The 24,871-nt window shown below is 72.8% G+C and carries 19 protein-coding genes; 7 read left to right on the forward strand and 12 right to left on the reverse strand.

Going from position 1 to position 24,871, the window contains the following annotated elements; genetic code table 11:
* Positions 1-6 precede the first annotated feature (6 nt).
* The 4 genes from D581_RS0115905 to D581_RS0115920 all read right to left on the reverse strand — a co-directional run bounded on the left by D581_RS0115905 (position 7) and on the right by D581_RS0115920 (position 4,259).
* The gene (locus D581_RS0115905; RefSeq protein ID WP_018958214.1) at positions 7-1,419 is read right to left on the reverse strand and encodes a bifunctional RNase H/acid phosphatase; all 1,413 of its coding nucleotides are present in this window, start codon (positions 1,417-1,419) and stop codon (positions 7-9) included.
* On the reverse strand, positions 1,419-2,162 hold the full coding sequence (locus D581_RS0115910) for a zinc ribbon domain-containing protein (RefSeq protein WP_199787804.1): 744 nt from the start codon (positions 2,160-2,162) through the stop codon (positions 1,419-1,421). Before D581_RS0115910 ends, D581_RS0115905 begins: the two co-directional genes overlap by 1 nt.
* Positions 2,159-2,995, reverse strand: coding sequence for a Nif3-like dinuclear metal center hexameric protein (locus tag D581_RS0115915; protein WP_018958216.1), 837 nt, complete (start codon positions 2,993-2,995; stop codon positions 2,159-2,161). Before D581_RS0115915 ends, D581_RS0115910 begins: the two co-directional genes overlap by 4 nt.
* A gap of 226 nt (positions 2,996-3,221) precedes the next feature.
* The gene (locus D581_RS0115920; RefSeq protein WP_018958217.1) at positions 3,222-4,259 is read right to left on the reverse strand and encodes an iron-siderophore ABC transporter substrate-binding protein; all 1,038 of its coding nucleotides are present in this window, start codon (positions 4,257-4,259) and stop codon (positions 3,222-3,224) included.
* Between the two features lie 210 nt (positions 4,260-4,469).
* Between D581_RS0115920 and D581_RS0115925 the strand changes: the two genes are divergently transcribed.
* Entirely contained in the window at positions 4,470-5,885 is a 1,416-nt protein-coding gene (locus tag D581_RS0115925) for a hypothetical protein (RefSeq protein WP_018958218.1), read from the forward strand.
* Between the two features lie 453 nt (positions 5,886-6,338).
* Here the strand turns inward: D581_RS0115925 and D581_RS0115930 are convergent, their stop codons facing one another.
* The 4 genes from D581_RS0115930 to D581_RS0115945 all read right to left on the reverse strand — a co-directional run bounded on the left by D581_RS0115930 (position 6,339) and on the right by D581_RS0115945 (position 11,008).
* Positions 6,339-7,286, reverse strand: a complete 948-nt coding sequence (locus D581_RS0115930; protein WP_018958219.1) for a 3-oxoacyl-ACP reductase — start codon at positions 7,284-7,286, stop codon at positions 6,339-6,341.
* A gap of 34 nt (positions 7,287-7,320) precedes the next feature.
* Positions 7,321-8,397: a Zn-dependent alcohol dehydrogenase gene (locus tag D581_RS0115935; RefSeq protein ID WP_018958220.1), complete on the reverse strand. Its 1,077-nt coding sequence runs from the start codon at positions 8,395-8,397 to the stop codon at positions 7,321-7,323.
* An 80-nt stretch (positions 8,398-8,477) separates the two neighbouring features.
* Positions 8,478-9,332, reverse strand: coding sequence for a MaoC/PaaZ C-terminal domain-containing protein (locus tag D581_RS0115940; protein WP_018958221.1), 855 nt, complete (start codon positions 9,330-9,332; stop codon positions 8,478-8,480).
* A gap of 200 nt (positions 9,333-9,532) precedes the next feature.
* Entirely contained in the window at positions 9,533-11,008 is a 1,476-nt protein-coding gene (locus D581_RS0115945) for an MFS transporter (protein ID WP_018958222.1), read from the reverse strand.
* Between the two features lie 148 nt (positions 11,009-11,156).
* Between D581_RS0115945 and D581_RS01000000137290 the strand changes: the two genes are divergently transcribed.
* On the forward strand, positions 11,157-12,944 hold the full coding sequence (locus tag D581_RS01000000137290; RefSeq protein ID WP_051114588.1) for a BCCT family transporter: 1,788 nt from the start codon (positions 11,157-11,159) through the stop codon (positions 12,942-12,944).
* A gap of 44 nt (positions 12,945-12,988) precedes the next feature.
* Here D581_RS01000000137290 and D581_RS0115955 read toward each other — a convergent pair whose 3' ends face one another.
* Both D581_RS0115955 and D581_RS0115960 read right to left on the reverse strand, forming a co-directional pair.
* Positions 12,989-14,182, reverse strand: coding sequence for a lipid-transfer protein (locus D581_RS0115955; protein WP_018958224.1), 1,194 nt, complete (start codon positions 14,180-14,182; stop codon positions 12,989-12,991).
* A gap of 73 nt (positions 14,183-14,255) precedes the next feature.
* Positions 14,256-16,667: an acyl-CoA dehydrogenase family protein gene (locus D581_RS0115960; RefSeq protein ID WP_018958225.1), complete on the reverse strand. Its 2,412-nt coding sequence runs from the start codon at positions 16,665-16,667 to the stop codon at positions 14,256-14,258.
* 175 nt (positions 16,668-16,842) lie between these two features.
* On the opposite strand from D581_RS0115960, the gene D581_RS0115965 reads away from it, so the two are divergent.
* A complete protein-coding gene (locus D581_RS0115965; protein ID WP_018958226.1) occupies positions 16,843-18,471 on the forward strand; it encodes an MFS transporter in 1,629 nt (542 codons plus the stop codon).
* Here the strand turns inward: D581_RS0115965 and pepE are convergent.
* Together pepE and D581_RS0115975 are read right to left on the reverse strand one after the other, a co-directional pair.
* The gene (pepE, locus tag D581_RS0115970) at positions 18,396-19,124 is read right to left on the reverse strand and encodes a dipeptidase PepE (RefSeq protein ID WP_026290558.1); all 729 of its coding nucleotides are present in this window, start codon (positions 19,122-19,124) and stop codon (positions 18,396-18,398) included. The two genes, D581_RS0115965 and pepE, sit on opposite strands and share 76 nt — an antisense overlap.
* Before the next feature lie 98 nt (positions 19,125-19,222).
* On the reverse strand, positions 19,223-20,050 hold the full coding sequence (locus D581_RS0115975) for an IclR family transcriptional regulator (protein ID WP_018958228.1): 828 nt from the start codon (positions 20,048-20,050) through the stop codon (positions 19,223-19,225).
* 148 nt (positions 20,051-20,198) lie between these two features.
* On the opposite strand from D581_RS0115975, the gene D581_RS0115980 reads away from it, so the two are divergent.
* From D581_RS0115980 to D581_RS0115995, 4 genes are all read left to right on the forward strand, one after another.
* Positions 20,199-21,152, forward strand: a complete 954-nt coding sequence (locus tag D581_RS0115980; protein WP_018958229.1) for a DUF1177 domain-containing protein — start codon at positions 20,199-20,201, stop codon at positions 21,150-21,152.
* On the forward strand, positions 21,152-22,546 hold the full coding sequence (locus D581_RS0115985; RefSeq protein ID WP_018958230.1) for a cytosine permease: 1,395 nt from the start codon (positions 21,152-21,154) through the stop codon (positions 22,544-22,546). The genes D581_RS0115980 and D581_RS0115985 overlap by 1 nt, the downstream gene beginning before the upstream one ends.
* Positions 22,543-23,850 (forward strand): M20/M25/M40 family metallo-hydrolase, encoded by a 1,308-nt coding sequence (locus tag D581_RS0115990; protein WP_018958231.1) that lies wholly within the window; start codon positions 22,543-22,545, stop codon positions 23,848-23,850. Before D581_RS0115985 ends, D581_RS0115990 begins: the two co-directional genes overlap by 4 nt.
* A 274-nt stretch (positions 23,851-24,124) precedes the next feature.
* Positions 24,125-24,712 carry a class I SAM-dependent methyltransferase gene (locus D581_RS0115995; RefSeq protein ID WP_486585840.1) on the forward strand — a complete coding sequence of 196 codons (588 nt, stop codon included), beginning with the start codon at positions 24,125-24,127 and terminating at the stop codon, positions 24,710-24,712.
* Positions 24,713-24,871 lie beyond the last annotated feature (159 nt).

The following is a 24,871-nucleotide window of genomic DNA, read 5'->3' on the forward strand; positions in this document are numbered from 1 at the left end:
CCGCTGTCAGCGCAGGTGGGACGTGTCGTTGAGCAGGCGTACGGAGGCGTTGCCGTCCCCGTAGTAGGCGACCGTGGAGATCGAGGCCGCCGACAGCTCCATCCTGAACAGCGCCTCGGGCGGGGCTCCCAGGGCGAGCCGGACGAGCGTCTTGATCGGAGTCACATGGGTGACGAGCAGGACCGTGCGGCCCGCGTACCGGGCGACGATCCGGTCCCGGGCGGCCGCGACCCGCCCGGCGACCTCCGCGAAGCTCTCGCCGCCGCCGGTCGGGGCGGTGTCCGGAGAGGCCAGCCAGGCGGTGAGGTCGTCCCCGTACCGCTCCCGTACCTCCCCGAAGGTCAGGCCCTCCCACGCGCCGAAGTCCGTCTCGCGCAGGTCCTCGTCGATCCGGACGTCGAGGCCGAGGCGGTCGGCGACGGCCGCGGCGGTCTCGCGGCAGCGGCGCAGCGGGGAGCTGACGATCTCCTGGACGGTGCCCAGGGCGGCGAAGTACTCGGCGGCCCGGGCGGCCTGGTCACGGCCGGTGGCGGAGAGTTCGGGGTCGGTGCCGCCGCTGCCGGAGAACCGCTTCTCGGGCGTGAGGGCGGTCTCGCCGTGCCGGAGCAGGACGAGCGTGGCGGGTGCGCCCAGGTCGGGGGCCGATCCCCAGCCGGTCTGCGGTGCGCCGGCCGGCTGCTGCTGCTGCAAGGCTCCGGTCGTCGGCTGCCCGGGGGCCGGTGCGGAGGAGGCCGGTGCAGCGGGGGCCGGTGCGGAGGAGGCCGGTGCAGCGGGGGCCGTGGTGTCCGGCACCCCGGGCTCCGGCACCGGGAAGAGCGTGTCGGCCGCCGGGGTGGCCGCGCCCCGTGCGGCGGCGAGGGCCGCGCGGGCCCTGGCCGCGCCCGCGACCTGGTCGCCGGGCGGGCCCTGGGCGGGCGGCGGGGTGCTCACGGTGGAGCGCGCCGGGGTGTCGAGGGCGGCCGTCGAGGCGGACGCCTCCCACTGCCTGCCGTCGCGGCCCGCGTCCATCGCCTCGTTGGCGAGCCGGTCCGCGTGCTTGTTCTGCGCGCGCGGGATCCACTCGTACGTCACCGAGGACGGCGGCAGGACCGCGGCGGCGCGGGCCGCCAGCGGCTTCATGTCGGGGTGCTTGATCTTCCAGCGCCCCGACATCTGCTCGACGACCAGCTTGGAGTCCATCCGGACGTGGACGCGCAGCGCGTCCCCCGCGTCCGGGAACAGTGCCTTCGCGGCCGTCAGACCGGCGATCAGGCCCCGGTACTCGGCGACGTTGTTCGTCGCGACGCCGATGTACTCGGCGGCCTCGGCGAGGGGTTCGCCGGTGGCCGGGTCGATGACGACCGCGCCGTAACCGGCGGGCCCAGGGTTGCCCCGGGAGCCGCCGTCGGCCTCGACCACCACCTGGCGCGCGGCGCTCATTACAGGCCCGACTCCGAGGTGCGGACCAGGATGCGGTGGCAGTTCTCGCAGCGCAGGACGGTGTCGGGGGACGCGGCGCGCACGTCACCGACCTCGGCCATGTTCAGCTCAAGCCGGCAGCCCTCGCAGCGGCGCTGGTAGAGCCGGGCGGCGCCGACCCCGCCCTGCTGGGCGCGGAGCTTGTCGTACAGCTTCAGCAGGTCGGCGGGGATGACCTCGGCGACGACCTGGCGGTCCTTGGTCACCGTGGCGGCCTCGGCGTCCAGCTCGGCGGTGGCGGCGTCGCGGCGGGCGGTGGCGTCGTCGACCTTGGCCTGGACGGCGGCGACCCGCTCGGTCAGCTCGGCGACCCGCTCCTGGGCGCCCTCACGGCGCTCCATGATCTCCAGGACGACGTCCTCCAGGTCTCCCTGGCGCTTGGCGAGCGAGACGAGCTCGCGCTGGAGGCTCTCCAGGTCCTTGGGCGAGGAGACCGCGCCGGAGTCCAGGCGCTGCTGGTCGCGGACGGCGCGCTGGCGCACCTGGTCGACGTCCTGCTCGGCCTTGGTCTGCTCGCGGGTGGTGTCGCTCTCCTCTGTGGTGGAGGCGACCAGCAGGTCACGCAGCTGGGCGAGGTCGCTGCCGAGCTGCTCGATCTCGGCGTGCTCCGGCAGCGAGGTGCGCTTGTGGGAGAGCTGGGCGAGACGGAGGTCGAGGGCCTGGACGTCGAGAAGTCGGATCTGGTCGGCGGGCGCGGCGTTCAGTTGGGGGCTCCAGAGGAATGGTGGGTGGTCCAGGGGTCGGTGACCTGCTTCGAGACATGGACCCGCAGGTCCCATCCGTGGCGGTCGGAAAGCGCGTCGAGCTGGGCGGCCGCCTGCTCGCACCAGGGCCACTCGGTGGCCCAGTGCGCGGCGTCGACGAGGCCGAGCGGCGAGTGCCGCACGGCTTCGGAGGCCGGGTGGTGGCGCAGGTCGGCGGTGAGGAAGGCGTCGACGCCCGCGGCGCGGACGGCGTCGAAGAGGCTGTCGCCGGAGCCGCCGCTGACGGCGACGGTGCGCACGAGCGCCTCGGGGTCGCCGGCCAGCCGGATGCCCTGCGCGGTGGCGGGGAGCCGGGCGGCGGCCCGGGCGGCGAAGGCGGCCAGGGTCTCGGGGTGGTCCAGTTCGCAGATCCGGCCCAGTCCGCGCCGGCCCTCGGGGTCGGTGGGGTCGGGGACCAGGGGACCGGTGATCCGCAGGTCCAGGGCGCCGGCGAGGGCGTCGGAGACGCCGGGGTCGGCGGTGTCGGCGTTGGTGTGCGCGACGTGGAGCGCGATGTCGTGCTTGATGAGGGTGTGGACGACCCGGCCCTTGAAGGTGTCGGCGGCGACCGTCGTCGTCCCGCGCAGATAGAGCGGGTGGTGGGTGACGATCAGCTGGGCGCCGAGCTCCAGGGCCTCGTCGGCGATCTCGCGGACCGGGTCGACGGCGAACAGCACGCGGTCGATCTCCGTGTCCGGATCGCCGCAGACCGTCCCGACCGCGTCCCATCCCTCGGCCCGCTCGGGGGGCCAGAGGGCGTCGAGGGCGGCGATGACTTCAGACAGACGGGGCACGGGGGAAAGGCTACCTGTCCGGGGTGGTCCGTCGCCCCTGGCCGCCGGACCTGTACGCCAGGACCGGCGGCCGGACACGAATCGTTACTTCACGGCATCGGCGCTGGGGGCACGAACCGCGTCCGGGCCGGGCACATACCGCGTCGACGCCGGAGCACGTACGGCGTCGACGCTGGGGCACGTACGGCGTCGGCCCGGGGCACGTACCACGTCGGTTAGCGGCCGGCTACTTCACCAGGTCCGCGCGGAGGTCGTCGAGGACCAGGCCGGCCGAGGTGACGCCGAGGCCCAGGTACCAGGTCTCGTCGGAGACGTCCTTGGCCCGGCCCTCCTTGACGGCCTTCAGGTTCTTCCACAGCGGGTTGGACCGGGCGGTGTCGCGCTGGGTGGCCTTCGGGTCGCCGTAGACGCCGGTGAAGATCCAGTCGGCGTCCGCCTCGTCGATCCTCTCCGGGCTGATCTCGGCGGCGAGGTCGTTGATCTGCTGGTTCTTCGGACGCGGCAGGCCGACGTCTTCGAGGATCGTGCCGATGAACGAGGCCTTGGCGTAGAGGCGGAGACGGTCGGGCAGATAGCGGACCATCGAGACGGTCGGCTTGTCGGGGCCGATGTCCTCGCCGAGCTTCTTCGCCTCGTCCTCGTACGCGGCGAGCGCCGACTCGGCCTGCTCCGTGCGGTCCAGGGCCTGGGCGTTGAGGAGGTAGTTCTCCTTCCAGGTGAAGCCCGGGCGGATGGAGAACACGGTGGGGGCGATCTTGGACAGCTCGTCGTACTTGTCCGCGGCGCGGAGCTGGCTGCCGAGGATCAGGTCGGGCTTGAGGCCCGCGATGGCTTCGAGGTTGAGGCTGTTGATCGTGCCGACGCTCTTCGGCTCGCCCGCGCCCTTCTCCAGGTAGGAGGGGATGGCCGCGTCGCCCTCGCTGGGCGCGTAGCCGACCGGCTTCAGGCCCAGGGACACGACGTTGTCGAACTCGCCGACGTCCAGCACGACCACACGCCGGGGCGCGGCCTTGATCTCGGTCTTGCCCATGGCGTGGGTGACCGTACGGGGGAACTCGCCGGCCTCGGCGTCGGTGCCGTACGCCGCGGTCTTCTTCGCCGCGTCCGCGAAGTCCTTGCCGCCGGTGGCGACGGCGGCCTTCTTGCCGCCGTCCGCGTCGGTCTTCGCCGCGTCCCCGCCGTCACCGCCCCCGCAGGCCGACAGGGAGAGGGCGGCCGCCACGGCCAGGGCGACTGCGGCGGTACCGCGGGGTCGAAGGGACATCGCTTGCTCCAGATGGTCCGCGTACGTGCGTGGGCACGGGTTCTTGGTTAGGGCCGCCTAACCATAGACGCGGCCAACTTCACCAGCACACCCACCCCCGTCACCTCAGGAGAATCCAGACATCACCACCCTTATGTGTGAAGTCAGGTGGCTCGTGTTGTTCGGCTGGAAGTGCGAAAACTAGCTTTCGTAGCCGGAGGTGACGAGTCCATGACTGCCTGTGCCATCGAGGGCGGATCCGCCGGGGCCGCCGCGACGGCGGAACCCGAAGCGGAATCCGAAGCGGAATCCGGAACGGAACCCGAACCGAAGGAGTCCAGAACGGAATCCGGAGTGGAGTGGGGCCGGAAGAAGTACGGAGCGGAACCAGAACCGGAGGGGTCCGGCGACCCCGTGGAGTCCGCCGGGGCGGACGCTCCCGGCCTGCCCGGATTCCGTGCGGGCGAGGCCGCTTCGGAGACGTCGTCCGCCGTGGGCGGCCCGGCGTCGCCGGCCGGTGACGCGCCGCTGCCCGGCGGCTTCACGCTCACCGCGGACGGGGCCTACGCCGCCCGGCTCACCGCGGCTCCCGGCCCGCCGGGCGAGCGCGCCTGGTATCCGGAGCGGTGGACGCTGGACGGGCCGGAGCCGTACGCGGTGCCCCTCCCCCTCGATCAGCCCGAAGAGCCGGACGCCGAGGTGGCGCCGCTCGCCGACGGGCGGGTGCTGATCCGGCGGCGGGTGGCGGACCGACAGCAGTTCTCCCTGCTCTACCCGACCGGGCCGGGGACCGGCGAACTCCTGCTGGGCGCCGTCGAGTTCGCGGAGATGACCCTGTTGCCGCCGTCGCCGGACGGGCGGTGCGTCTACGCCCTGTCGGCCGGCGACCACCACTCGTCGCTCTGGCTGGTGGCGGGCGGAGCGTTCGGGCCCGAGGAGATCGCGCGGATTCCCGGGCGCTGTTCGGGCGGGGCCTGGCTGGACCGGGCGGGCCGGCTGCTGGCGCTGGACCGGCGGGCGCCGGGCGGCGGACCGGTCAAGGCGGTCGCCGTCGACCTGGGGCGGGGGGCCGAGGTGACGCCGCTGCTCCAGATCGCGCCGGACAGCGATGACCGGCTGCTGCTCGCGGACGCCGACAGCGGGCTGCTGTTGATCCGCTCGGACGCCCCGGGACACGACCGGCTCGGCTGGGGGGTGCTGGGGAGCTGTCTGCCGGTCAGGTTCCCGGAGTGCCTGCGCCTCGCGGACGCGGCGGTGACGCCGTTCGCGGTGCAGCCGGGCCAGATGCTGATGCCGGAGAGCTGCGCGGTGGCGCTGCGGATCGACGGGGCGGCGGGCAGCCGGCTGGGGGTCTGGCGGCCCGCGGGACGTCGGCTCCACCAGTTCGCCGCCCCGCCGGGCTGGGCGGCGGGGGCAGGGTACTGGAGCCGGGACGGGGTGCTGCGTCTCCCGTACACGAACGCCGCGACATCCTGCGGCGTGGCGATGCTGGACGCGCCCGGAGACGTGGAACCCTCTTCCGAGACCGGCCGTCCGGGTGACGCGGAGGGCGGAACGCAACCGTCCGCCGCGGTCTCCGCTCCTGCTGTGTGTAAGCCCGTTCCGTTGGGGCAGGCGCCCCTGCACCGAGCCGCTAGATCTGATTAAGATCGGGATCCTGGGCTACGCCGCCGTATCGGGCGGGTACCGACGGTGACCACGTCGGATGGCGGCGGCGGGGCTGGCGACACACGTAGGCGCGACACAGGTAAGCGATCACAACGGGGTGACTTCCCACATGTCCGAAGCACGGATCGACACGAACCAGCAGCGCCCGGCGGGGGCGGACGAGGGGGCCGGGACCGGCGGTTCCGGAAGGCACCGAGGGGGTGCGTCGGCGGAGAACACGTCGGCGCAGCCGCACGGTCGCCACCGCCGGCCCGCCGACGAGGAGTCCAGGGCGGCCTGAGAGCCGCTCGGCAGGCGCGTCTCAGCACGACGGGAGGGCCCGGACGGCGGACGGCGGATACTGTTGGCATCAACAGCATCCGGCGGCCGGCCGGCCGGGCCCTTCCGTGTGCCGCCCTCCCCCGCTACCGCCGCTTCAGGCCCTCTCCGCCGCTACCGCCGCTTCAGGCCGAGGACTTCGGCGGCGGCGAAGGTCTCGTTCGGGGGCCGGTCCGCGTAGTACGGGGTGAGCAGCCCGTCCAGCTCCGCGAAGGTGAAGGTCTCCTTCACCGCGTCGAACCGGGCGGCCACCCGGGGCCGTTCGACGACGGCGACCATCCCCCCGTGCACGACGAGCAGTTGCCCGTTGACCCCGGCCGCCGCCGGTGAGGCGAGATAGCCGACGAGCGGGGACACGTGCTCGGGCGCCAGGGGGTCGAGGGCGCCGTCCGCCGGTTCCTGGAAGCCCGCGAACACGTCCTCGGTCATCCGGGTGCGGGCGCGCGGGCAGATGGCGTTGGCGGTGACGCCGTACTTGGCGAGGGCGAGCGCGGTGGAGGTGGTGAGGCCGACGATGCCGCCCTTGGCGGCGGCGTAGTTGGGCTGGCCCGCCGAGCCCGCGAGGAACGCCTCCGAGGAGGTGTTGACGATCCGCCCGTAGACCGGTCCGCCGGTCTCCTTGGACCGGGCGCGCCAGTGGGCAGCGGCGAAGTGCGTCGTGTTGAAGTGGCCCTTGAGGTGGACGCGGACCACCGCGTCCCATTCCTCCTCGGTCATCGAGAAGACCATCCGGTCGCGCAGGATGCCCGCGTTGTTGACCAGGATGTCGAGCCGGCCGTAGGTGTCGGTCGCCAACGCGACGAGCGCGCGGGCCTGTTCGTGGTCGGAGACGTCGCCGAGGTGGGCTGTGGCCTGCCCGCCGGCGGCGCGGATCTCGGCGGCGACCTCCTCGGCGGGGGCGGCGGACGCCTCGCCGGAGCCGTCGCGGCCGGGCTGCCCGTAGTCGTTGACGACGACGGCCGCGCCGAGGCGGGCCAGTTCCAGGGCTTCGGCCCGGCCGAGGCCGCGGCCCGCGCCGGTGACGATCGCGGACAGTCCGTCCAGCGGAAGGGGAAGTGACATGGGAATCCTCAACGTCGTTGGCCGGGCGCCGGGTTCAGAGCTCGATGCAGGTACGCAGCGACTCGCCCGTGCGCATCTGGTCCAGGGCGTCGTTGACCCCGTCCAGCCGGACCCGGTGGGTGATCATCGACTCCAGGTCGATGCGGCCCGCCCGCCAGAGCGCGATGGCCCGGTCGAAGGAGCGCAGGACGTCCCCGCCGCCGTACATGGAGGGCAGGATGCGCTTCTCGTCGAAGAACAGCTCGAACATGTTGACCTGGAAGTTGTCGTCCATGGACCCGGCCCCGACGACGCACAGGGTGCCGCCGCGGCGGGTGTTCTCGTAGGCGGTGCGGGCGGTGGCGGACTTGCCGACGACCTCGAAGACGTAGTCGAAGCCCTCGCCGCCGGTGATCCGCTGCTTGGCGTCGGCCAGCCCGTCGGGGGCGACGGCCTCCGTAGCGCCGAAGCGGAGGGCGGCCTCGCGGCGGGAGGCGACCGGGTCGACGGCGATGATCTGCGCCGCGCCCTGGACCCGCGCGCCCTGGATCGTGGAGATGCCGACGCCGCCGCAGCCGATCACCGCGACCGATGAACCGGCCTCCACCTTCGCCGTGTTGATGGCCGCGCCGAGTCCGGTGGTGACCCCGCAGCCGATCAGGGCGGCGATCTCGAACGGCACGTCGTCGGGGATCGGCACGGCGGAGCCCGCGCCGACGACGACCTCCTCGGTGAAGGTGCCGGTGCCCGCGAAGCCGAAGACGTCGCCGCCGGGGCGCTTGAAGTTCGGGGTGCCCGCGTTCATGAAACCGGCGAGGCACAGCTGGGTCTGGCCCCGTTTGCAGGACGGGCACTCCCCGCAGGCGGGCAGCCAGCAGACGAGGACCCGGTCGCCGGCGCTCAGCCCGGTCACCCCGTCGCCGACGTCGACGACCTCCCCGGCCCCCTCGTGGCCGGGGACGAAGGGGGCGGGCTGCGGGAGGACGCCGCTCATCGCGGAGACGTCCGAGTGGCAGAGGCCGGTGGCGCGGATGCGGAGCTTGACCTTTCCCGGGCCGAAGCCCACCGCCTCGACGTCGTCGAGGACTTCGAGCTTCTCCTGGCCTGTCTCGTGCAGTACGGCTGCGCGCATGGGTACGGCTCCCCTCACATCGTCATCTACATCAGGGTTCTGCTGTGCTCAGGCGTGTTCGACGGCGGGCTTGTGCAACGTCAGGAGTGTTCGACGACCGTATCGGCGAGGACCGGCGCGTCGTCCCGCTCGGCGGCGGCGACCGTCACCTGGACGCGGCCGTCCCCGGCCCACATCCGGATCCGGAGGGTCTCGCCGGGGAAGACCACGCCGGCGAAGCGGGTGCGGTAGGCGGTGATCCGGGAGACGTCGCCGTCCAGCAGGGTGTCGGTGATCGCCTTCAGCGTCATGCCGTACGTGCACAGTCCGTGCAGGATCGGCCGGTCGAAACCGGCCAGCTTCGCGAAGGCGGGATCGGCGTGCAGCGGGTTCCAGTCCCCCGAGAGACGGTAGAGCAGCGCCTGGTCCTCGCGGACGGCCCGCTCCACCGTGCGGTCGGGGGCCCGCTCCGGCGGGGCGAGGCGGTCGGAGGGGCCGCGTTCGCCGCCGAAGCCGCCCTCCCCCCGTACGAAGATCTGGGCGTCGTTCGTCCACAGCGGCCCGTCGCCGTCACTCGCCTCGGTACGCAGCACGATGACGGCGGCCTTGCCCTTGTCGTACACCGCCGCGACCTTCGAGGTCTGCACGGCGCTGCCGGTGGCCGGGATCGGGCGGTGGACGCGCAACGACTGTCCGCCGTGCAGGACCGCGGCGAGGTCCACGTCGATCCCCTGCGCCCCCATGCCGCCGAAGGCGGCCGTGCCGGCGCCCGCGACGGTGGCGAAGCTCGGCAGCACCTGGAGCCGGGACTCCAGGGTGTAGCGCAGTTCGTCGGGGTCGGTGGCGGGGCTGCCCGCGCCGAGACCCAGGTGGTAGAGCTGGACGTCCTTGTGGTCCCAGCCGATCTCGGCTCGGCGGGGTTCGGCGGCGACTGCCGCCCGGGCATCAATGGGCATGACGGAGCAGCTCCTTGATGGTCCTGGTCGGTGGGAAGACCTCGGTGCGGCCGTCCGCACCGCCGGCCGCACCGAGGTCGTGCGGTGACCGGCAGGGCACGCCCTTCTAGAACGCGTTCTAGCCGATGGCCCATGTATAACGCAGGCCACGGAAGTTGGGAATACTGCTGACACCCCGTCAGGACAATGGGACGTCCGGATCACCCCGCCGTCGGGGCCCCGACCGGAAGGTCCGCCGGCGGGCGGGGCCTGCGGTGGTTCGGCAGCCAGATCAGCATCACGACCACCCCGGCCAGCAGGACCCCGGTCGCGGTGCGGAAGGCCAGCGCGTATCCGGCGGCGACCTCGGCCGCGTCGCCGGAACCGGCGGTGCGCGCGGCGGCGACCGTGGAGAGCACCGAGAGGCCCAGCGCACCGCCCATGGTGCGCGAGGTGTTGACCAGGCCGGAGACGAGTCCGGCGTCCCCCGGCTCCGCGCCGGAGGTGGCGAGGGTGGCGAGCGGGGTGGAGGCGAGACCCGCGCCGGTCATCATCAGGACGCCGGGCAGACAGATCGCGGTGAGGTAGGAGCCGTCCACGCCCATCGTGGACTGCCAGCCGAAGCCCGCGGCGGTGATCAGGACCCCGGCGACGGCGAGGCTCTTCGCCCCGGCGCGCACCATGAGGCGGGGGGCCAGTTTGGAGCCGATGATGACGGCGGCCGAGGTCGGCATCAGCGCGAGACCGGCCTGCAACGGCGTGTAGCCCAGGACGTTCTGGGCGTACACGGTCATGAAGTACCACATGGAGAACGTGGCCGATCCCATGAGCAGCATCGACACGTTGGCCGAGGACACCGCCCGTACGGAGAACACGCGCAGCGGGATCAGCGGGACGGCGGTCCGCGCCTCGACCAGCACGAAGGCGGCCAGCAGCACGGTCCCGGAGAGCAGCGGCACCAGGGTGGCGGCGGCCGCCCAGCCCTCGACCTCGGTCTGGACGATGCCGTACGCGACGGCGGCGAGGCCCGCGGTGACGAGGACCGCGCCCAGGAAGTCGATGCGGCGGCGGTCACCCGCGCGGCCCTCGGTGATCCGCAGGGCGGCGGCGACCAGGACGATGGCGCCGATGGGCACGTTGATCAGGAGGACCCAGCGCCAGGAGAGGGCGTCGGTGAGGACCCCGCCGATGAGCCCGCCCGCCGCGCCGCCGCCGGCGCCGACCGCCATCCACGTGCCGATCGCCTTCGTCCGGGCCGGCCCTTCGGGCACCGCCGCGGTGAGGATGGTGAGGGTGGCGGGAGCCAGGACGGCGGCCCCGAGGCCCTGGGCGGCACGGGCGGCGAGGAGCTGCCAGCCCTCCTGGGCGAGGCCGCCCGCGAGCGAGGCGGCGGTGAAGACGCCGAGCCCGACGAGGAACATCAGCTTGCGCCCGTAGATGTCGGCGGCCCGCCCGCCCAGGAGCATGAACCCGGCGAACGCGATCGAGTAGGCGTTGACGACCCACTGGAGGCCCCCCGGGCTCAGCCCCAGGTCGGCCCGCATGGAGGGCAGGGCCACGTTGACGACGGAGACGTCGAGGACGACGAGGAACTGGCCGGTGCAGGCGGCGAGCACGACCGCCCAGGTGCTGGGACGTATTCGGGAGGTGATCGACGGGGCGGAGGCGGGCGCGGAGACGTCAGACATGAACGTCATGGTCGCAGGCGGCAGATGGCCCGTACATCAGGTATCGGGAGCCCGCGCCCCGGGCCGACGACCGCCGGACGCCGATCGTCGACCTGGGCACATCCCCCACCCCCCACATCCCCCATATCGCCGCATACGGCCCTCATAGTGGTGGGTTATGAGTACGGAGAACGCTGACGTGTCCCCCGGCCGGCCTCCCTCCGGCCCCGCGGATTCCGGTGAGGAGCCCGGGACGGGCTCCTCACCGGACCGGGTGGTGGTGACGATCGGGGTGCTGGGCGTCGTCGGGATCGTCCTGTGGGCGGCCCTCGGCAAGGACACCTTCCAGAGCGCGTCGGACGCGGCCCTCCCCTGGGTGCTCGACAACTTCGCGTGGCTCTTCGTCATCGCCGCCGACGTCTTCCTGGTGCTGTGCCTCATCATCGCCTTCAGCCGCTTCGGCCGGATCCGGCTCAGCAGGGACGACTCCCCGCCGGAGTTCTCGAACTTCTCGTGGATTGCGATGATGTTCAGCGCGGGCATGGGCATCGGGCTGATCTTCTACGGCGTCGGGGAGCCCGTCTCGCACTATCTGAGCCCGCCGCCCTTCAGCGGGGCCGAGCCGCAGACGGCGGGCGCCGCGAGCACCGCGATGGAGTACTCCTTCTTCCACTGGACGCTGACTCCGTGGGCGATCTACGGCATCGTGGGCCTGGCGCTGGGCTACGCGAGTTTCCGCATGGGCCGGGGCAACCGGTTGAGCGCCGTGTTCGTGCCCCTCATCGGCGAACGCAGGGCGAACGGCGTCCTCGGCAAGGTGCTGGACCTGCTCGCCGTCTTCGCCACGGTCTTCGGCACCGCGACGAGCCTGGGACTGGGCGCCCTTCAGATCGCCATCGGACTCGATCTCACGGCGGGCCTCGAACAGAGCAAGGGCGTCGAACTGACGATCATCGCCGTACTCGGCGCGGCCTTCGTGGTCTCCGCCTTCACCGGGCTGCACGGCGGGGTGAAATGGCTCAGCTCGATCAACCTCGTCATCGCCGCGGCCCTCATGGTCTTCGTGTTCGCCGCGGGTCCGACCGTCTACCTCTTGGACGTGCTGCCGTCCTCGGTCGGCGGCTACCTGAACGACCTCCTCCCCATGGCCTCGCGCACCGGCGCCTTCGGCGGCCAGAGCTGGCTGGGCACCTGGACGATCTTCTACTGGGCCTGGTGGCTGTCCTGGGCGCCCTTCGTCGGTACCTTCATCGCGCGCATCTCCAAGGGCCGCACGATCCGCGAGTTCCTCCTCGCCGTGCTGCTCGTGCCGAGCGGGGCGACCGCCCTGTGGTTCGTGGTGCTCGGCGGGACCGGTATCCGCCTCGCCGAGACAGGCGTCGTCGACATGGCCGAGAAGGCGAAGGAGGGGACGGAGGCGACCCTGTTCGCGATGCTCGACGCCCTGCCGGTCAGCACGGTGACGGCGTGGGCCGCGATGATCCTGATCATGATGTACTTCGTCACCAGCGCGGACTCCGCCTCCCTGGTCATGGGTTCGCTGACCAGCAGGGGAGCCCTGCACCCGCGGCGCTGGCTCGTCGTCACCTGGGGCCTCCTCATGGCGTCGGTCGCGGCGGCGCTGTTGGTGGCCGGCGGGCTGGAGTCCCTCCAGAGCGCGACGATCCTGGTGGCCCTGCCCTTCGTCGTGGTGATGCTCTTCCTGTGCTGGTCCCTCCTGCGGGAGCTGCGCACCGACCCGGCCGGTGGCCCCAAGCGCAGCGAGGGTCTGCACGGTATGCGCGACGCGGTGCGGGTCATGGTCGGCGAGGAGCTGAGCAACCAACCGGGGTCCCGCCACCGCCATCTGCGGCGCGCGGCCTCCGCCCGCACGACGAACGCCGAGGACGACCGGGACGGGGAGGGGCGCGGGGAGAGTCGCGGGGAGAGTCGCGATACGGGCGGGCCCTCCGGGCGGGAGAGCTGACGAGCGGTCCGGGGGCCGCAGTACCGCCCCCGGACCCGGGAGCCTCAGCCGCGCCGCAGCAGCGTGACCACCGCCGCTCCGCCGAGGCCGATGTTGTGGGCGAGGGCGGTCCGTGCGCCGGGCACCTGGCGGGCGCCGGCCTCGCCGCGCAGGTGCCAGGTCAGCTCGGCGGCCTGGGCGATGCCGGTGGCGCCCAGCGGGTGGCCCTTGGAGATCAGCCCGCCGGACGGGTTGACCACCCACCGCCCGCCGTAGGTCGTCGCCCCGGATTCGACGAGCGGGCCGGACTCCCCCTCGCCGCACAGGCCCAGCGCCTCGTAGGAGAGGAGTTCGTTGACGGAGAAGCAGTCGTGCAGCTCGATGACGTCGAGGTCGTCCGGGCCGAGGCCGGAGGCCGCGTAGACCTGCTGGGCGGCGGCCCGGGACATCGGGGCTCCGACCGCGTCGATGCAGCTGCCGGAGGCGAAGGAGGCCCCGGTGTCGGTGGTCATGGCCTGGGCGGCGATCTCCACCGCCCGCTCGGCCAGACCGTGCCGTTCGACGAACCGCTCGGAGACGACGACGGCCGCCGCCGCCCCGTCGGAGGTGGGCGAGCACTGGAGTCGGGTGAGGGGGCGGTGGACGGTGCGGGCGGCGAGGACCTCCTCGACCGTGTACGGGTCCTGGAACTGGGCGTACGGGTTGTTCACCGAGTGCCGGTGGTTCTTGGCCCCGACCGCGGCGAGCTGCGCGGGCGTCGTCCCGTACCGCTCCATGTGCTCGCGGGCCGCGTTGCCGAAGATCTGGGCGGTGGGCGGGGACGTCTCGAAGCCGTGGGCGGCGGCCATGATCCCGTAGTGCCGGGCGACCGGCGAGGCCGCGAAGTCGCCGCCGGCGTCCGCGCCGCCGCCCAGCGAGCCGCGGGCCATCTTCTCGAAGCCGACCGCGAGGACGCAGTCGCTGCCGCCGCCCTCGACGAACTGCCGGGCCAGCATCAGGGCGGTGGAGCCGGTGGCGCAGTTGTTGTTGACGTTGTAGACGGGGACGCCGGTCAGGCCCAGTTCGTAGACGGCCCGCTGTCCGGCGGTGGAGGCCTGGAAGCAGTAGCCGACGGGGACCTGTTCGACCTGGTCGTAGCGGACGCCCGCGTCCTCCAGGGCTGCGGCGCCCGCCTCGCGGACCATGTCCCAGTACTGCCAGTCGCGGGTCTCGGGCTTCTCGAACCTCGTCATGCCGACGCCGACGATGTAGGCCTTCATGGTGCGACTCCTTCTGGTCCGGTGCGGTCCCGGGGGACGTCGTGTGCGGGCGGTCCGGGGACGTCGTGTGCGGTCAGTCCCGGGGGAGGCCGAGGATCCGTTCGGCGACGACGTTGAGCTGGATCTGGGTGGTGCCGCCCGCGATGGTCAGGCAGCGCGACATCAGGAAGCCGCGGAGGGCCCGCTCCCCCGCCGCCGGTTCGTCCACAGCCCCGTCCGGGCCGAGGAGTTCGAGGGTGAGTTCGGCGACCTTCTGCTGGTGGAGGGTCTGGACGAGTTTGCGGACCGAGGCCCCGGCGCCCGGTTCGCGGCCGGAGACCTGCTGGAGCGTGGTGCGCAGTCGGACGCAGGCGAGCGCGTGGGCCTCGGCGGCGAGCGCGCCGATCCGGGTGCGGGTGGCCCCGTCCAGCCCGGCCGAGCGGGCGATCAGGGCTTCGAGCCCGCTGTCGAAGGTCATCTGGTCGGCCATGTGGACGCGTTCGTTGCCCAGGGTGTCGCGGGCGACCCGCCAGCCGCCGCCGACCTCGCCGACGACGGCGTCGGCGGGCAGCAGGACGTCGTCGAAGTACACCTCGTTGAAGAGGGCCTCGCCGGTGATCTCCTTGAGCGGGCGGATGTCGATGCCTTCGGCGTTCTTCATGTCGATGAGGAAGTAGGTGAGTCCGCGGTGCTTGGGGGCGTCCGGGTCGGTGCGGGCCAGCAGGATGCCGTGGTCGGCGGTGCGGGCGGCGCTCGTCCAGACCTTCTGCCCGGTGATCCGCCACCCCTCGTCGGTCCGTACCGCGCGGGTGCGCAGCGCGGCGAGGTCGGATCCGGCGTCGGGTTCCGAGAAGAGCTGGCACCACTGGAGGTCGCCGCGCAGGGTGGCCGGCAGATAGCGCTCCCGCTGCTCCTCGGTTCCGTACGCGATGAGGGACGGCACCACCCAGGTGGCGATGGACAGGTCGCTGAGGCGGATGCCCTGTTCCCTCGCCTCCTGCTGGATCGCCAGCTGCTGTACGGGTCCGGCGTCCAGTCCGTACGGGGCGGGGAGGTGCGGAGCCGCGTAGCCGGTGGGGGCGAGTGCGCGGCGGGCCGCGGCCGGTGTCAGCCCCCGGGCGGCGGCGAGGTGGGGGCGGGCGGCGGCGCGGTGGCCGGCGGCCTCGGCGGGGAGTTCCAGGGCGAGTTCGCGGCGGGCTCCGGCCTCGGCGAGGCGGGCGGCGCGCAGCCGGTGCGTGTCGGCGGTGCCGAGGAGTTGGCGGGCGAGGACGGCCCGGCGCAGCTGGAGGTGGGCGTCGTGCTCCCAGGTGAAGCCGATGCCGCCGAGAATCTGGATGGCGTCCTTGGCGCAGGTGTACGCGGCCTCGGGCGCGGTGGCGGCGGCGAGCGCGGCGGTGAGCCCGCGCGCCCCGGGCCCCGTGCCGTCGGACCGGGCGGGTTCGTCGCCGGAACCCGCCGCCCCGGACCGGCCGGGGGCTGACCGGGCGGATGCGTCGGCGGCACCTTCACATTCGTCGGCGGCGCGGGCGGCCTCGTCGGCGGCGCGGGCCGCGTCCCAGGTGAGGGCCCGGGCCTGTTCGAGGCGGACGAGCATGTCGGCGCAGAGGTGCTTGACGGCCTGGAACGCCCCGATGGGCCGTCCGAACTGCTCGCGTACGGTGGCGTGTCCGACGGCGGTGTCCAGGCTCCGGGCGGCACTCCCGCAGGCGTCGGCGGCGAGGAGCACGGCGGCCAGGTCGTGGACGAGCGCGGAGTCCAGGGGCAGCACCCGGTGCGCCGGTACGAGGACGGCGTCGGCGCGCACCTCGGCGGTGGGCCGGGTCGGGTCGACGCTGCGGTGCGGGCGCACGGCGATCCCCTCGGCCCCGGCGTCCACGAGGAACCAGCGCTCGCCGTCGGACGTGGCGGCGGGCAGCAGGAGCAGGTCGGCCGCCTCGGCCGTCAGGACGGGCGGGGCCGCGCCGAAGAGCCGGTGGCCGCCTTCGGCGGGGGTGGCGGTGAGGGTGCCGGGCGCGAGGGCGAGGGCGGCGGTGCGGTCCCCCGCGGCGAGCTCCCGGAGCGGTCCGCCCAGCTCCTCGGCCCCGGCGGCCACCGCGTGGCGCAGCACGGCGGAGGTGAGCGCGGTCGCGAGGTAGGGGCCGGGCAGCGAGGCGTACGCGGCCTCCTCCAGGACGACGGCGAGGTCGAGGAGGCCCCCGCCGCCACCTCCGTACGCCTCGGGCAGATGGATGCCGGTGAGCCCCTGCGCGGCGAGCCCCTCCCAGTGGGCCGGGCGTACGCCGGGGGCGGCCGGGCTCCCCGCGTCGAGGATCCTGCGCACCTCGCCGGGTGGTGCGGCGCGGGCCAGCCATCCCCGCACGGAGTGTGCCAGCGCGCGGTGCTCCTCGGTGATCCCGATGCAGGTACCGATGCGGGTGCCTGCGCCTGTGCCTGTGCCTGTGCCGATGCCTGTGCCTGTGCCTGTGCCTGTGCCGATGCCTGTGCCTGTGCCTGTGCCGATGCCCATGCGAGTCCTCGCCGGTCGGGGCCGTGGGAACGGCGCAAGAGTAGAACACGTTTCAATTTGACGGAAGGTCAGGAGACCGGTGGATCCGGACCGGAATAGGGCACGGCCGGGAAGCGTTCACCATGCATGCACTTGGGGGGAGCCCGGGTGGTGACGCTGCCCGGAGGCCCCACGTATGCGACGGACGAAACAGATACGGACCAAGCAGGGACGGCTCACCGGGGAGCTCTCCGAGCCGCGCGACGCGCGCTCCGGCCTCCTCGTGCCCGTCCTCGCCTTCGCGGGCATCACCGTCGCGGTCATGCAGACCCTGCTCGTCCCGGTCATCAAGGACCTGCCGGTCCTGCTGGACACCGACCCGGCCAACGCCACGTGGGTGATGACCGCCACGCTGCTCGCGGGCGCCGTCTCGACCCCGATCATGGGGCGGCTCGGCGACCTCTACGGCAAGCGGCGGATGCTGCTCGCCTCGCTCGCCGTCATGGTGGTCGGCTCGCTGATCTGCGCCTCCACCGACGACCTGGTCGTGATGATCACCGGCCGTGCGCTCCAGGGCTTCGCGATGGGCGCCATCCCGCTCGGCATCGGCATCATGCGCGACGAGCTGCCGCGCGAGAGGCTCGGCTCGGCGATGGCCCTGATGAGCTCGTCGATCGGGGTGGGCGGCGGGCTCGCGCTGCCCACCGCCGCACTGGTCGCCCAGCACGCCGACTGGCACGCCTTGTTCCTCGGCTCGGCAGGGCTCGGACTGCTCGCGATGGCGCTCACGTACGCACTGGTCCCCGAGCCGCCGTTGCGCGCGCCCGGCACCTTCGACGTGGTCGGCGCCCTCGGGCTCTCGCTCGGCCTGGTCCTTCTCCTGCTGCCGGTCACCAAGGGCAGCGACTGGGGGTGGACCTCGGCCCCGACCCTCGGGCTGCTCGCCGCGTCCGTCGCCACGCTGGTGCTGTGGGGCCTGTTCGAACTGCGCATCCCGGCGCCGCTCGTCGATCTGCGCACCACCGCCCGCCGCGAGGTGCTCCTCACCAACCTCGCCTCGATCATGGTCGGGGTCGCCTTCTACGCGGTCTCCCTGGTCCTGCCGCAACTGCTCCAGCTGCCCACCTCCACCGGCTACGGCCTCGGGCAGTCGATGGTGGTCGCCGGGCTCTGCGTGGCCCCGCTCGGCGTGACGATGATGTTCGTCGCCCCGCTGTACGCGCGGATCTCGGCCCGCCGCGGCCCCAAGACCACGCTGATGCTCGGCATGCTGGTCATCGCGGTCGGTTACGGGGCCGGCCTCGGGCTGCTCTCCGCCGCCTGGCAGACCGTGCTGATCGCGGTGGTGCTCGGCGCCGGCATCGGCCTCGCCTACTCCTCGCTGCCCGCCCTGATCATCGGGGCCGTCGACCCGTCGGAGACCGGCGCGGCCAACGGCCTCAACACCCTGATGCGGTCCATCGGCACCTCGGTGTCGAGCGCCGTCATCGGCATGGTGCTGGCCAACACCTCCGTGACGACGGGCTCGGTCCAGGTGCCGTCCATGGAGGGCTTCCGGATCTCGTTCCTGATCGCCATGGGGGCGGTGCTGATCGGCCTGGTGCTGGCGGCGTTCCTGCCCTCGCAACGGCCCTCCGCCCACCCGGTGCTCCTGGCGAGCAGCGCGGACGACGCGCGGGCCGCGCAGACCGCGCGGACCGCGCAGACCGCGCAGACCGCGCGAGCCGCCCGGGCCGGGGCCGGGCGCGGTCAGCGCACCGGAGTATCGAACCGCGGCACCGTCGTGAGCAGCCGGGACACCTCCGACCCCGGCCGGAGCTCCTGAGGCTCGGCCGCGCGGGAGAACAGCCGGGCGGGGCGGGCGCCCTGGACGTGGGCCCGCTTCCCGTCGACACGGAGCCAGGAGCCCTCGCGCAGCCCGAGCACGGGTACGTCGTTCTCCTCCAGGAACTCGGCGAGCCGCTCCTCGCGGGTCTCGCCCTTGTGGGTGCTGGCCGGGTCCGGGTCCAGATAGTGCGGGTTGATCTGGAACGGGACCAGGCCCAGCGTCTCGAAGGACGGCGGCTGCACGATGGGCATGTCGTTGGACGTCCGCAGGGTCGGGGCGGCCATGTTGGTCCCGGCGCTGGCGCCCATGTAGGGCAGCCCGCCCCGCACCGCGTCGCGCACGGCCTCGCGCAGACCGGTGCAGTAGAGGGCGGCGAGCAGCCGGAAGGAGTTGCCGCCGCCGATGAACACGGCGTCGGAAGCGGCGAGTTCGGCGACCGGGTCGGGGTTCTCGTGGACGCCGCGCACGGTGACGCCGGACGGCTCCAGCGCCTCGCGGACCCGGGTGGTGTACGCGGTGTGATCGGCGAGCGCGTACGGAACGAAGGCGAGTCGCGCGTTCGCGGGGAGGAACGCGGTGACGGTGTCCAGGGCGTGTTCCAGGTAACCGCAGCCGTACTGGGTGGAGTTGGAGAGCAGCAGCAGATTCACGGGGTTCCTCGGGTACGTGGGGCACATCGGGCACATCGGGTCGGTCAGGTGGATCGGATCGGTCAGGTGGTGCGCATCGGCCAAGCGCATGGGACCGGTCAGGCGGATCGGGGCCGCCGGGCGCGGGGCTTCGGCCGCTGCGGCGGGTGGGTGAGGCGCTGCTCCAGCAGCTGGGCCGCGTGGCGCAGCGCGTCGAGCCGGTCCTCGGGCGCCCCCCGGAACCGGTCCTCCCCGCCGCCGAGGCTGAGGCTTCCGTACGGCTCGCGCCCCAGGAACACCGGTATGGCGACGGTGGCGATCCCGGTGTCGTACTCGCCGACCGTCCAGGCGTAGCCCTGGGCCCGGATCTTGATGAACTCCCGCTCCAGCAGGTCCGGTTCGGTGACGGTGCGGTCGGTGAAGCGGGCCATGGGGCGGCCCCGGAAGAGCCGGTGGCGCTGCTCGTCGGGCAGATAGGCGTAGTACGACTTGCTGGTCGCGCCCGCGTGTGCGGGGTAGAGCTCGCCGACCAGCGGGTAGTAGCGCAGCGGTCCGGTCTCGCCCTCCTCGGCGGCCACGCAGCGCATGTGGAAGCTGTCCGGGAGGCAGAAGAGGACCGTGTCGCCGGTGGTCCGGCGCAGCTCCTCCAGGACCGGACCCGCCAGCAGTTCCAGTGAGCCCGAGCGCTCCCAGAGCCGGCCGAGCCGCAGCACGGCGGGGCCGATGCGGTAGCGGCGGGTGGCCGGGTCGGAGACCAGGAAGCCCCGGCCCGCCAGGGTGGCGAGCAGCCGCTGGGCGGCGGAGGTGTCCCAGCCGAACTCCTCGGCGACCTCGGTGACGCCCCAGTCGGGCCGGGTGCGCTCGAAGGCGAGCAGCACCAGGAGCGCCCGGTCGACGGTCTGCAGCGCCCCGGCGGGCGTACGCCGGTCCAGATCGAATTCGGCCATCGTCATCTCACCATTCAGACCAGAATTGCATATAGCGGGAAACAGTTGCGCTCAACGCTATCCGATCCCGAATGTTGCCTCAGCACCCCGCCCCGCGCTCTCCCCCGTCGAGCGCCGGGCGGGTGTCAGGATCAGGAGAAATGCCCCCATGTTGAAGTACGTACTGGACATCGTCGAGCTGCTGGACGATCCCCAGGTCACTGGCAAGACGGTCGTCGGGTACCTCGACGCCGCAGCGGGGGCCGAGGGCTCGTCCGCGCAGGTCACCACCGTCACGGGTGATCAGGGCTCGACGGACTTCGTGCTCGTCCGCATCCCCGGCTCCCACGGCCGGACGGCGGGCGGCAGCGCCCGCACCCTCGGTGTGGTGGGCCGGCTCGGCGGTATCGGCGCCCGGCCCGAGGTGACCGGTCTGGTCTCCGACGCCGACGGCGCGGCCGCGGCCATCGCCACGGCCGCCAAGCTGCTCGACATGCGCCGTCGCGGCGACGTGCTGCCCGGCGACGTGATCGTCGCCACGCACATCTGCCCGAACGCGCCGACCGAGCCGCACGACCCGGTGCCGTTCATGGGCTCGCCCGTGGACATCGCCACGATGAACCGGCACGAGGTGACCGCCGACATGGAGGCCGTGCTCTCCATCGACACCACCAAGGGCAACCGGATCATCAACCACAAGGGCCTCGCCCTGTCGCCGACCGTCAAGGAGGGCTGGGTGCTCCGGGTCAGCGAGCAGCTCGGCGAGCTGCTGGCCGTGGTGACCGGTGAGCCGTTGGTCACATACCCGGTGACCACCCAGGACATCACGCCGTACGGTAACGGTGCACACCACATCAATTCGATCCTCCAGCCCGCCACCGCGACCGCCGCTCCCGTCGTCGGTCTCGCGGTCACCTCGGCCGCCGCGGTACCGGGCTGCCAGACGGGCGCGAGTCACGAGAGCGACATCGCGTCCGCCGCCCGCTACGCCGTGGAGGTCGCCAAGGGCTTCGGCGCCGGGCAGCTGGACTTCCACGACGCGGTGGAGTTCGACAACCTCGTCAACCGCTACGGGTCGCTGGCTCACCTCCAGACCCTCGGCCGCACCACCCAGGAGTCCTGATGGCATCCGCCCACCGGGCCGACGCCACGGCCCCCGAAGCCAAGAGCATCGGCAGCGACGACTACTCCCTCTCGCGGGTCCCGCGCGACAAGCGCTTCGGGTTCTGGTCCATGCTCCTGCAGTGGCTGGCCCAGTCCGGCTCGATCTCCCAGTTCACGCTGGGCGCCACCATCGGCGTCGGCATGACCTTCGGGGACGCCTTCCTCGCCTTCACGCTCGGCGCGGTGATCCTGGAGATCGTGATCTTCGCGATCGGTCTGGCCGGCATGCGCGAGGGTCTGGCGACCCCGATGCTCACCCGCTGGACGGGCTTCGGCCGCAACGGTTCGGCGCTGGTCAGCTTCGTCATCGCGGTCAGCCTGGTCGGCTGGTTCGGCGTCCAGAACACGATCTTCGGCAACAGCGTCTCGGCGCTCGTCGGCGGACCGTCCTGGATGTGGTGCGTGATCGCGGGCATCGCCATCACGGGCCTGGTGATCTTCGGCTTCAAGTACATGGCCCTCTTCGCGAAGATCGTCACCCCGCTGTTCTTCGGCATGGTCGCCTGGTCGATCATCACCACGCTCAACGACCACTCGATCAGTGAGCTGATCAGCTCGCCGCCGCCCGGCGAGGCGATCCCGCTGGCCGTCGCCGCCACCGCCATCGCGGGCGGCTACATGACCGGCGCCATCGTCTCCCCGGAGATGACCCGCTACAACAAGAAGGGCTCCCACGTCTTCGTGCAGAGCGCCTCCTCGATGATCCTGTCCGAGTACATCGTCGGCATGGTCGGTGTGCTGCTCGGCCACCTGGTGAAGTCGAGCGACGTCTCCCACATCGTGCTCTCCACCTCGGGCGCCTTCGGTGTGATGGTGGTCCTGATGTCCACCGCGAAGATCAACGACTGGAACCTGTACGGCTCCTCGCTCGGCGTCGTCAACTTCTTCCAGGTCGTCTTCCGCAAGCGGCTGCACCGCGGCGTGGTCACCGTCGTCCTCGGCATCGCCGGCACGCTCCTGTCCGCGGTCGGCATCATGACCCACTTCACGGAGTTCCTCTCCCTGCTGGGCGTGATGATCCCGCCGATCGGCGGGATCATCGTCGCCGAGTACTGGGTCGTGAAGCGGATGCGCAAGCCGCTGGACGACACCCGGGAGGCGGAGACCCTGCCGCTGACCTCGCCCACCTGGGTGCCGATGTCCCTGGTCATCTGGGTCGTGGCGTTCTGTGTCGGCAAGTTCTACGACGGCGGCATACCGGCCCTCAACTCACTGGCCACCGCCTTCCTGCTGTACTGCGCCCTCGGCCTGCTGGGCTGGGTCAAGCCGTACGGCACCTCCACCCTGGACGACGAGGACGGCCCCGCCCCCGCCCCCGCCGCCCGCGCGACCACTCCGGCAGGAGCAGCATGAGCCTCACCCCCGCCTCCGAGCAGGCCCAGACCGAGGTCGTGGACCTCTGCGCCGAACTGATCCGGTTCGACACCTCCAACCCGACCAGCGACGAGCGCGCCGCCGCCGACTGGGTGGTGGACCGCCTCGCCGAGGTGGGCATCGTCTCCGAACTGGTCGAGTCCGCCCCGGGCCGGGCCAGCGTCATCGCCAGGATCGCCGGGGACGACCCCACCCGGGGAGCCCTGCTGGTCCACGGCCACCTGGACGTCGTCCCCGCCGACGCCTCCGAGTGGCAGGTCCCGCCGTTCTCGGGCGAGATCCGCGACGGCTACCTCTGGGGCCGGGGCGCGATCGACATGAAGGACACGGTGGCGGTCATGCTCGCCACCGCCCGGCACTTCGCCCGCACCGGCACGCGGCCGGCCCGCGACGTGGTGCTCGCCTTCCTCGCCGACGAGGAGGCGGGCGGCACGTTCGGCGCCCACTGGCTGGTCGAGCACCGGCCGGACCTCTTCTCGGGGGTCACCGAGGCGATCGGCGAGGGTGGCGGCTTCTCCTTCGCCCTCGACGACACGCGCCGGCTCTACCCGATCGAGAACGCCCAGCGCGGCATGGCCTGGATGGAGCTCACCGCAAACGGCCGGGCCGGCCACGGCTCGTCGCCCAACGACGAGAACGCGGTCACCGACCTCGCCGAGTCGCTCACCCGGATCGGCCGCGAGACCTTCCCGGTCCGGCTGATCGAACCGGTCCGCGCCCTGCTGGAGGAGGCCGCCCGGCTCTACGGCGTGGAGTTCGACGAGAACGACATCGAGTCGAGCCTCGCCCGTCTCGGCCCGGTCGCGGACTTCATGCAGGTGGTGCTGCGCAACTCGGCGAACCCCACCATGTTCACCGCCGGCTACCAGACCAACGTCATCCCCGGGAAGGCCACCGCCCGCGTCGACGGCCGGTTCCTCCCCGGTCACGAGCAGGAACTGATCGACACGATCGACCGGCTCCTGCTCCCCTCCGTCAGCCGTGAGTGGGTCAACCACGACATCGCGATGGAGACGACGTTCGACGGCCCACTGGTCGACGCGATGTGCGACGCCGTCCGCGCCGAGGACCCGGACGGCCACCCGGTCCCGTACTGCAACCCGGGCGGCACCGACGCCAAGGCCTTCACCCACCTGGGCATCCGCTGCTTCGGCTTCAAGGGCCTGAAGCTCCCGCACGACCTGGACTACGGGCGCCTCTTCCACGGCGTTGACGAGCGCGTCCCGCTGGAGGGCCTGCGCTTCGGCGTCCGCGTCATGACCCGACTCTGGCAGAGCTGCTGACCTCACGGGCCATCGCTTCGCCGGGGCCCGCCCCGACCCGGGCTCACCCCACGTACGCCCCCGCCGATCCCTTCGGCGGGGGCGTACGGCACGATGGGGCGCCGTTCCGCACGTACCCCGCCCCACCTGGAGGAACCCCGTGACCGCCGAGTCCGCCGCCGCTTCCGCCGCCGCGTCCGCCGGACCGGCCGGACCCGCCGCACCGGCCGGGCCCGCCGCACCGGCCGGGCCCACGCCGGAGATCCTCGCCGCGTTCGAGGCCGCCAAGGGCTTCATGCCGGTCCACGAGGGCCTCGCCCTGTACGCCGCCGCCACCGAGGCCGGTGCGCTCGGGCTGCCGCTGCTGGAGGTGGGCACGTACTGCGGGCGGTCCGCCATCCTGCTCGCGGACGCGGCGCGGGGAGCCGGGATCAGCGCGCTCACCGTCGACCACCACCGGGGCAGCGAGGAGCAGCAGCCCGGCTGGGAGTACCACGACCCGAGCGTGGTGGACTCGGAGGTCGGGCTGATGGACACCCTGCCGACGTTCCGCCGCACCCTGCGCCGGGCCGGCCTGGAGGACCACGTGGTGGCGCTCGTCGGGCGCTCCCCGCAGGTCGCCGCCGTGTGGGCCGGGCCGCTCGGGCTCGTCTTCGTCGACGGCGGGCACACCGACGAGCACGCGAACGCCGACTACGAGGGCTGGGCCCCGCATGTCGTCGAGGGCGGGCTGCTGGCGATCCACGACGTGTTCCCCGACCCGGCCGACGGCGGGCAGGCCCCGTACCGGATCTACCGGCGGGCGCTGACCTCCGGGGCGTTCACCGAGGTGTCGGTGACGGACTCGCTGCGCGTGCTGCGCCGCACGGGGGCCGGGATCTGAGCCGTACGGGAGCGGGATCCGGGTCGCACGGGCGCCGGAATCAGAGCCGTACGGAAGCGGGGCCCGGGTCGCACGGGCGCCGGAATCTGAGCCGTACGGAAGCGGGGCCCGGGTCGCACGGGCGCCGGAATCTGAGCCGTACGGAAGCGGGATCCGGGT

Source organism: Streptomyces sp. CNB091 (assembly GCF_000377965.1).

Excerpts from the sequence above, each read along its gene's own strand:
- D581_RS0115935 (WP_018958220.1), bottom strand. The coding sequence starts at position 8,397 with ATGCGCGCAGCCGTACTGCACGAGACAGGCCAGGAGAAGCTCGAAGTC.
- D581_RS0115940 (WP_018958221.1), bottom strand. The coding sequence starts at position 9,332 with ATGCCCATTGATGCCCGGGCGGCAGTCGCCGCCGAACCCCGCCGAGCC.
- D581_RS01000000137290 (WP_051114588.1), top strand. The coding sequence starts at position 11,157 with ATGAGTACGGAGAACGCTGACGTGTCCCCCGGCCGGCCTCCCTCCGGC.
- D581_RS0115930 (WP_018958219.1), bottom strand. The coding sequence starts at position 7,286 with ATGTCACTTCCCCTTCCGCTGGACGGACTGTCCGCGATCGTCACCGGC.
- D581_RS0115960 (WP_018958225.1), bottom strand. The coding sequence starts at position 16,667 with ATGGGCATCGGCACAGGCACAGGCACAGGCATCGGCACAGGCACAGGC.
- D581_RS0115995 (WP_486585840.1), top strand. The coding sequence starts at position 24,125 with ATGCCGGTCCACGAGGGCCTCGCCCTGTACGCCGCCGCCACCGAGGCC.
- D581_RS0115920 (WP_018958217.1), bottom strand. The coding sequence starts at position 4,259 with ATGTCCCTTCGACCCCGCGGTACCGCCGCAGTCGCCCTGGCCGTGGCG.
- D581_RS0115985 (WP_018958230.1), top strand. The coding sequence starts at position 21,152 with ATGGCATCCGCCCACCGGGCCGACGCCACGGCCCCCGAAGCCAAGAGC.
- D581_RS0115955 (WP_018958224.1), bottom strand. The coding sequence starts at position 14,182 with ATGAAGGCCTACATCGTCGGCGTCGGCATGACGAGGTTCGAGAAGCCC.
- D581_RS0115945 (WP_018958222.1), bottom strand. The coding sequence starts at position 11,008 with ATGACGTTCATGTCTGACGTCTCCGCGCCCGCCTCCGCCCCGTCGATC.
- D581_RS0115980 (WP_018958229.1), top strand. The coding sequence starts at position 20,199 with ATGTTGAAGTACGTACTGGACATCGTCGAGCTGCTGGACGATCCCCAG.
- D581_RS0115905 (WP_018958214.1), bottom strand. The coding sequence starts at position 1,419 with ATGAGCGCCGCGCGCCAGGTGGTGGTCGAGGCCGACGGCGGCTCCCGG.
- D581_RS0115925 (WP_018958218.1), top strand. The coding sequence starts at position 4,470 with ATGACTGCCTGTGCCATCGAGGGCGGATCCGCCGGGGCCGCCGCGACG.
- D581_RS0115965 (WP_018958226.1), top strand. The coding sequence starts at position 16,843 with ATGCGACGGACGAAACAGATACGGACCAAGCAGGGACGGCTCACCGGG.
- D581_RS0115975 (WP_018958228.1), bottom strand. The coding sequence starts at position 20,050 with ATGGCCGAATTCGATCTGGACCGGCGTACGCCCGCCGGGGCGCTGCAG.
- D581_RS0115990 (WP_018958231.1), top strand. The coding sequence starts at position 22,543 with ATGAGCCTCACCCCCGCCTCCGAGCAGGCCCAGACCGAGGTCGTGGAC.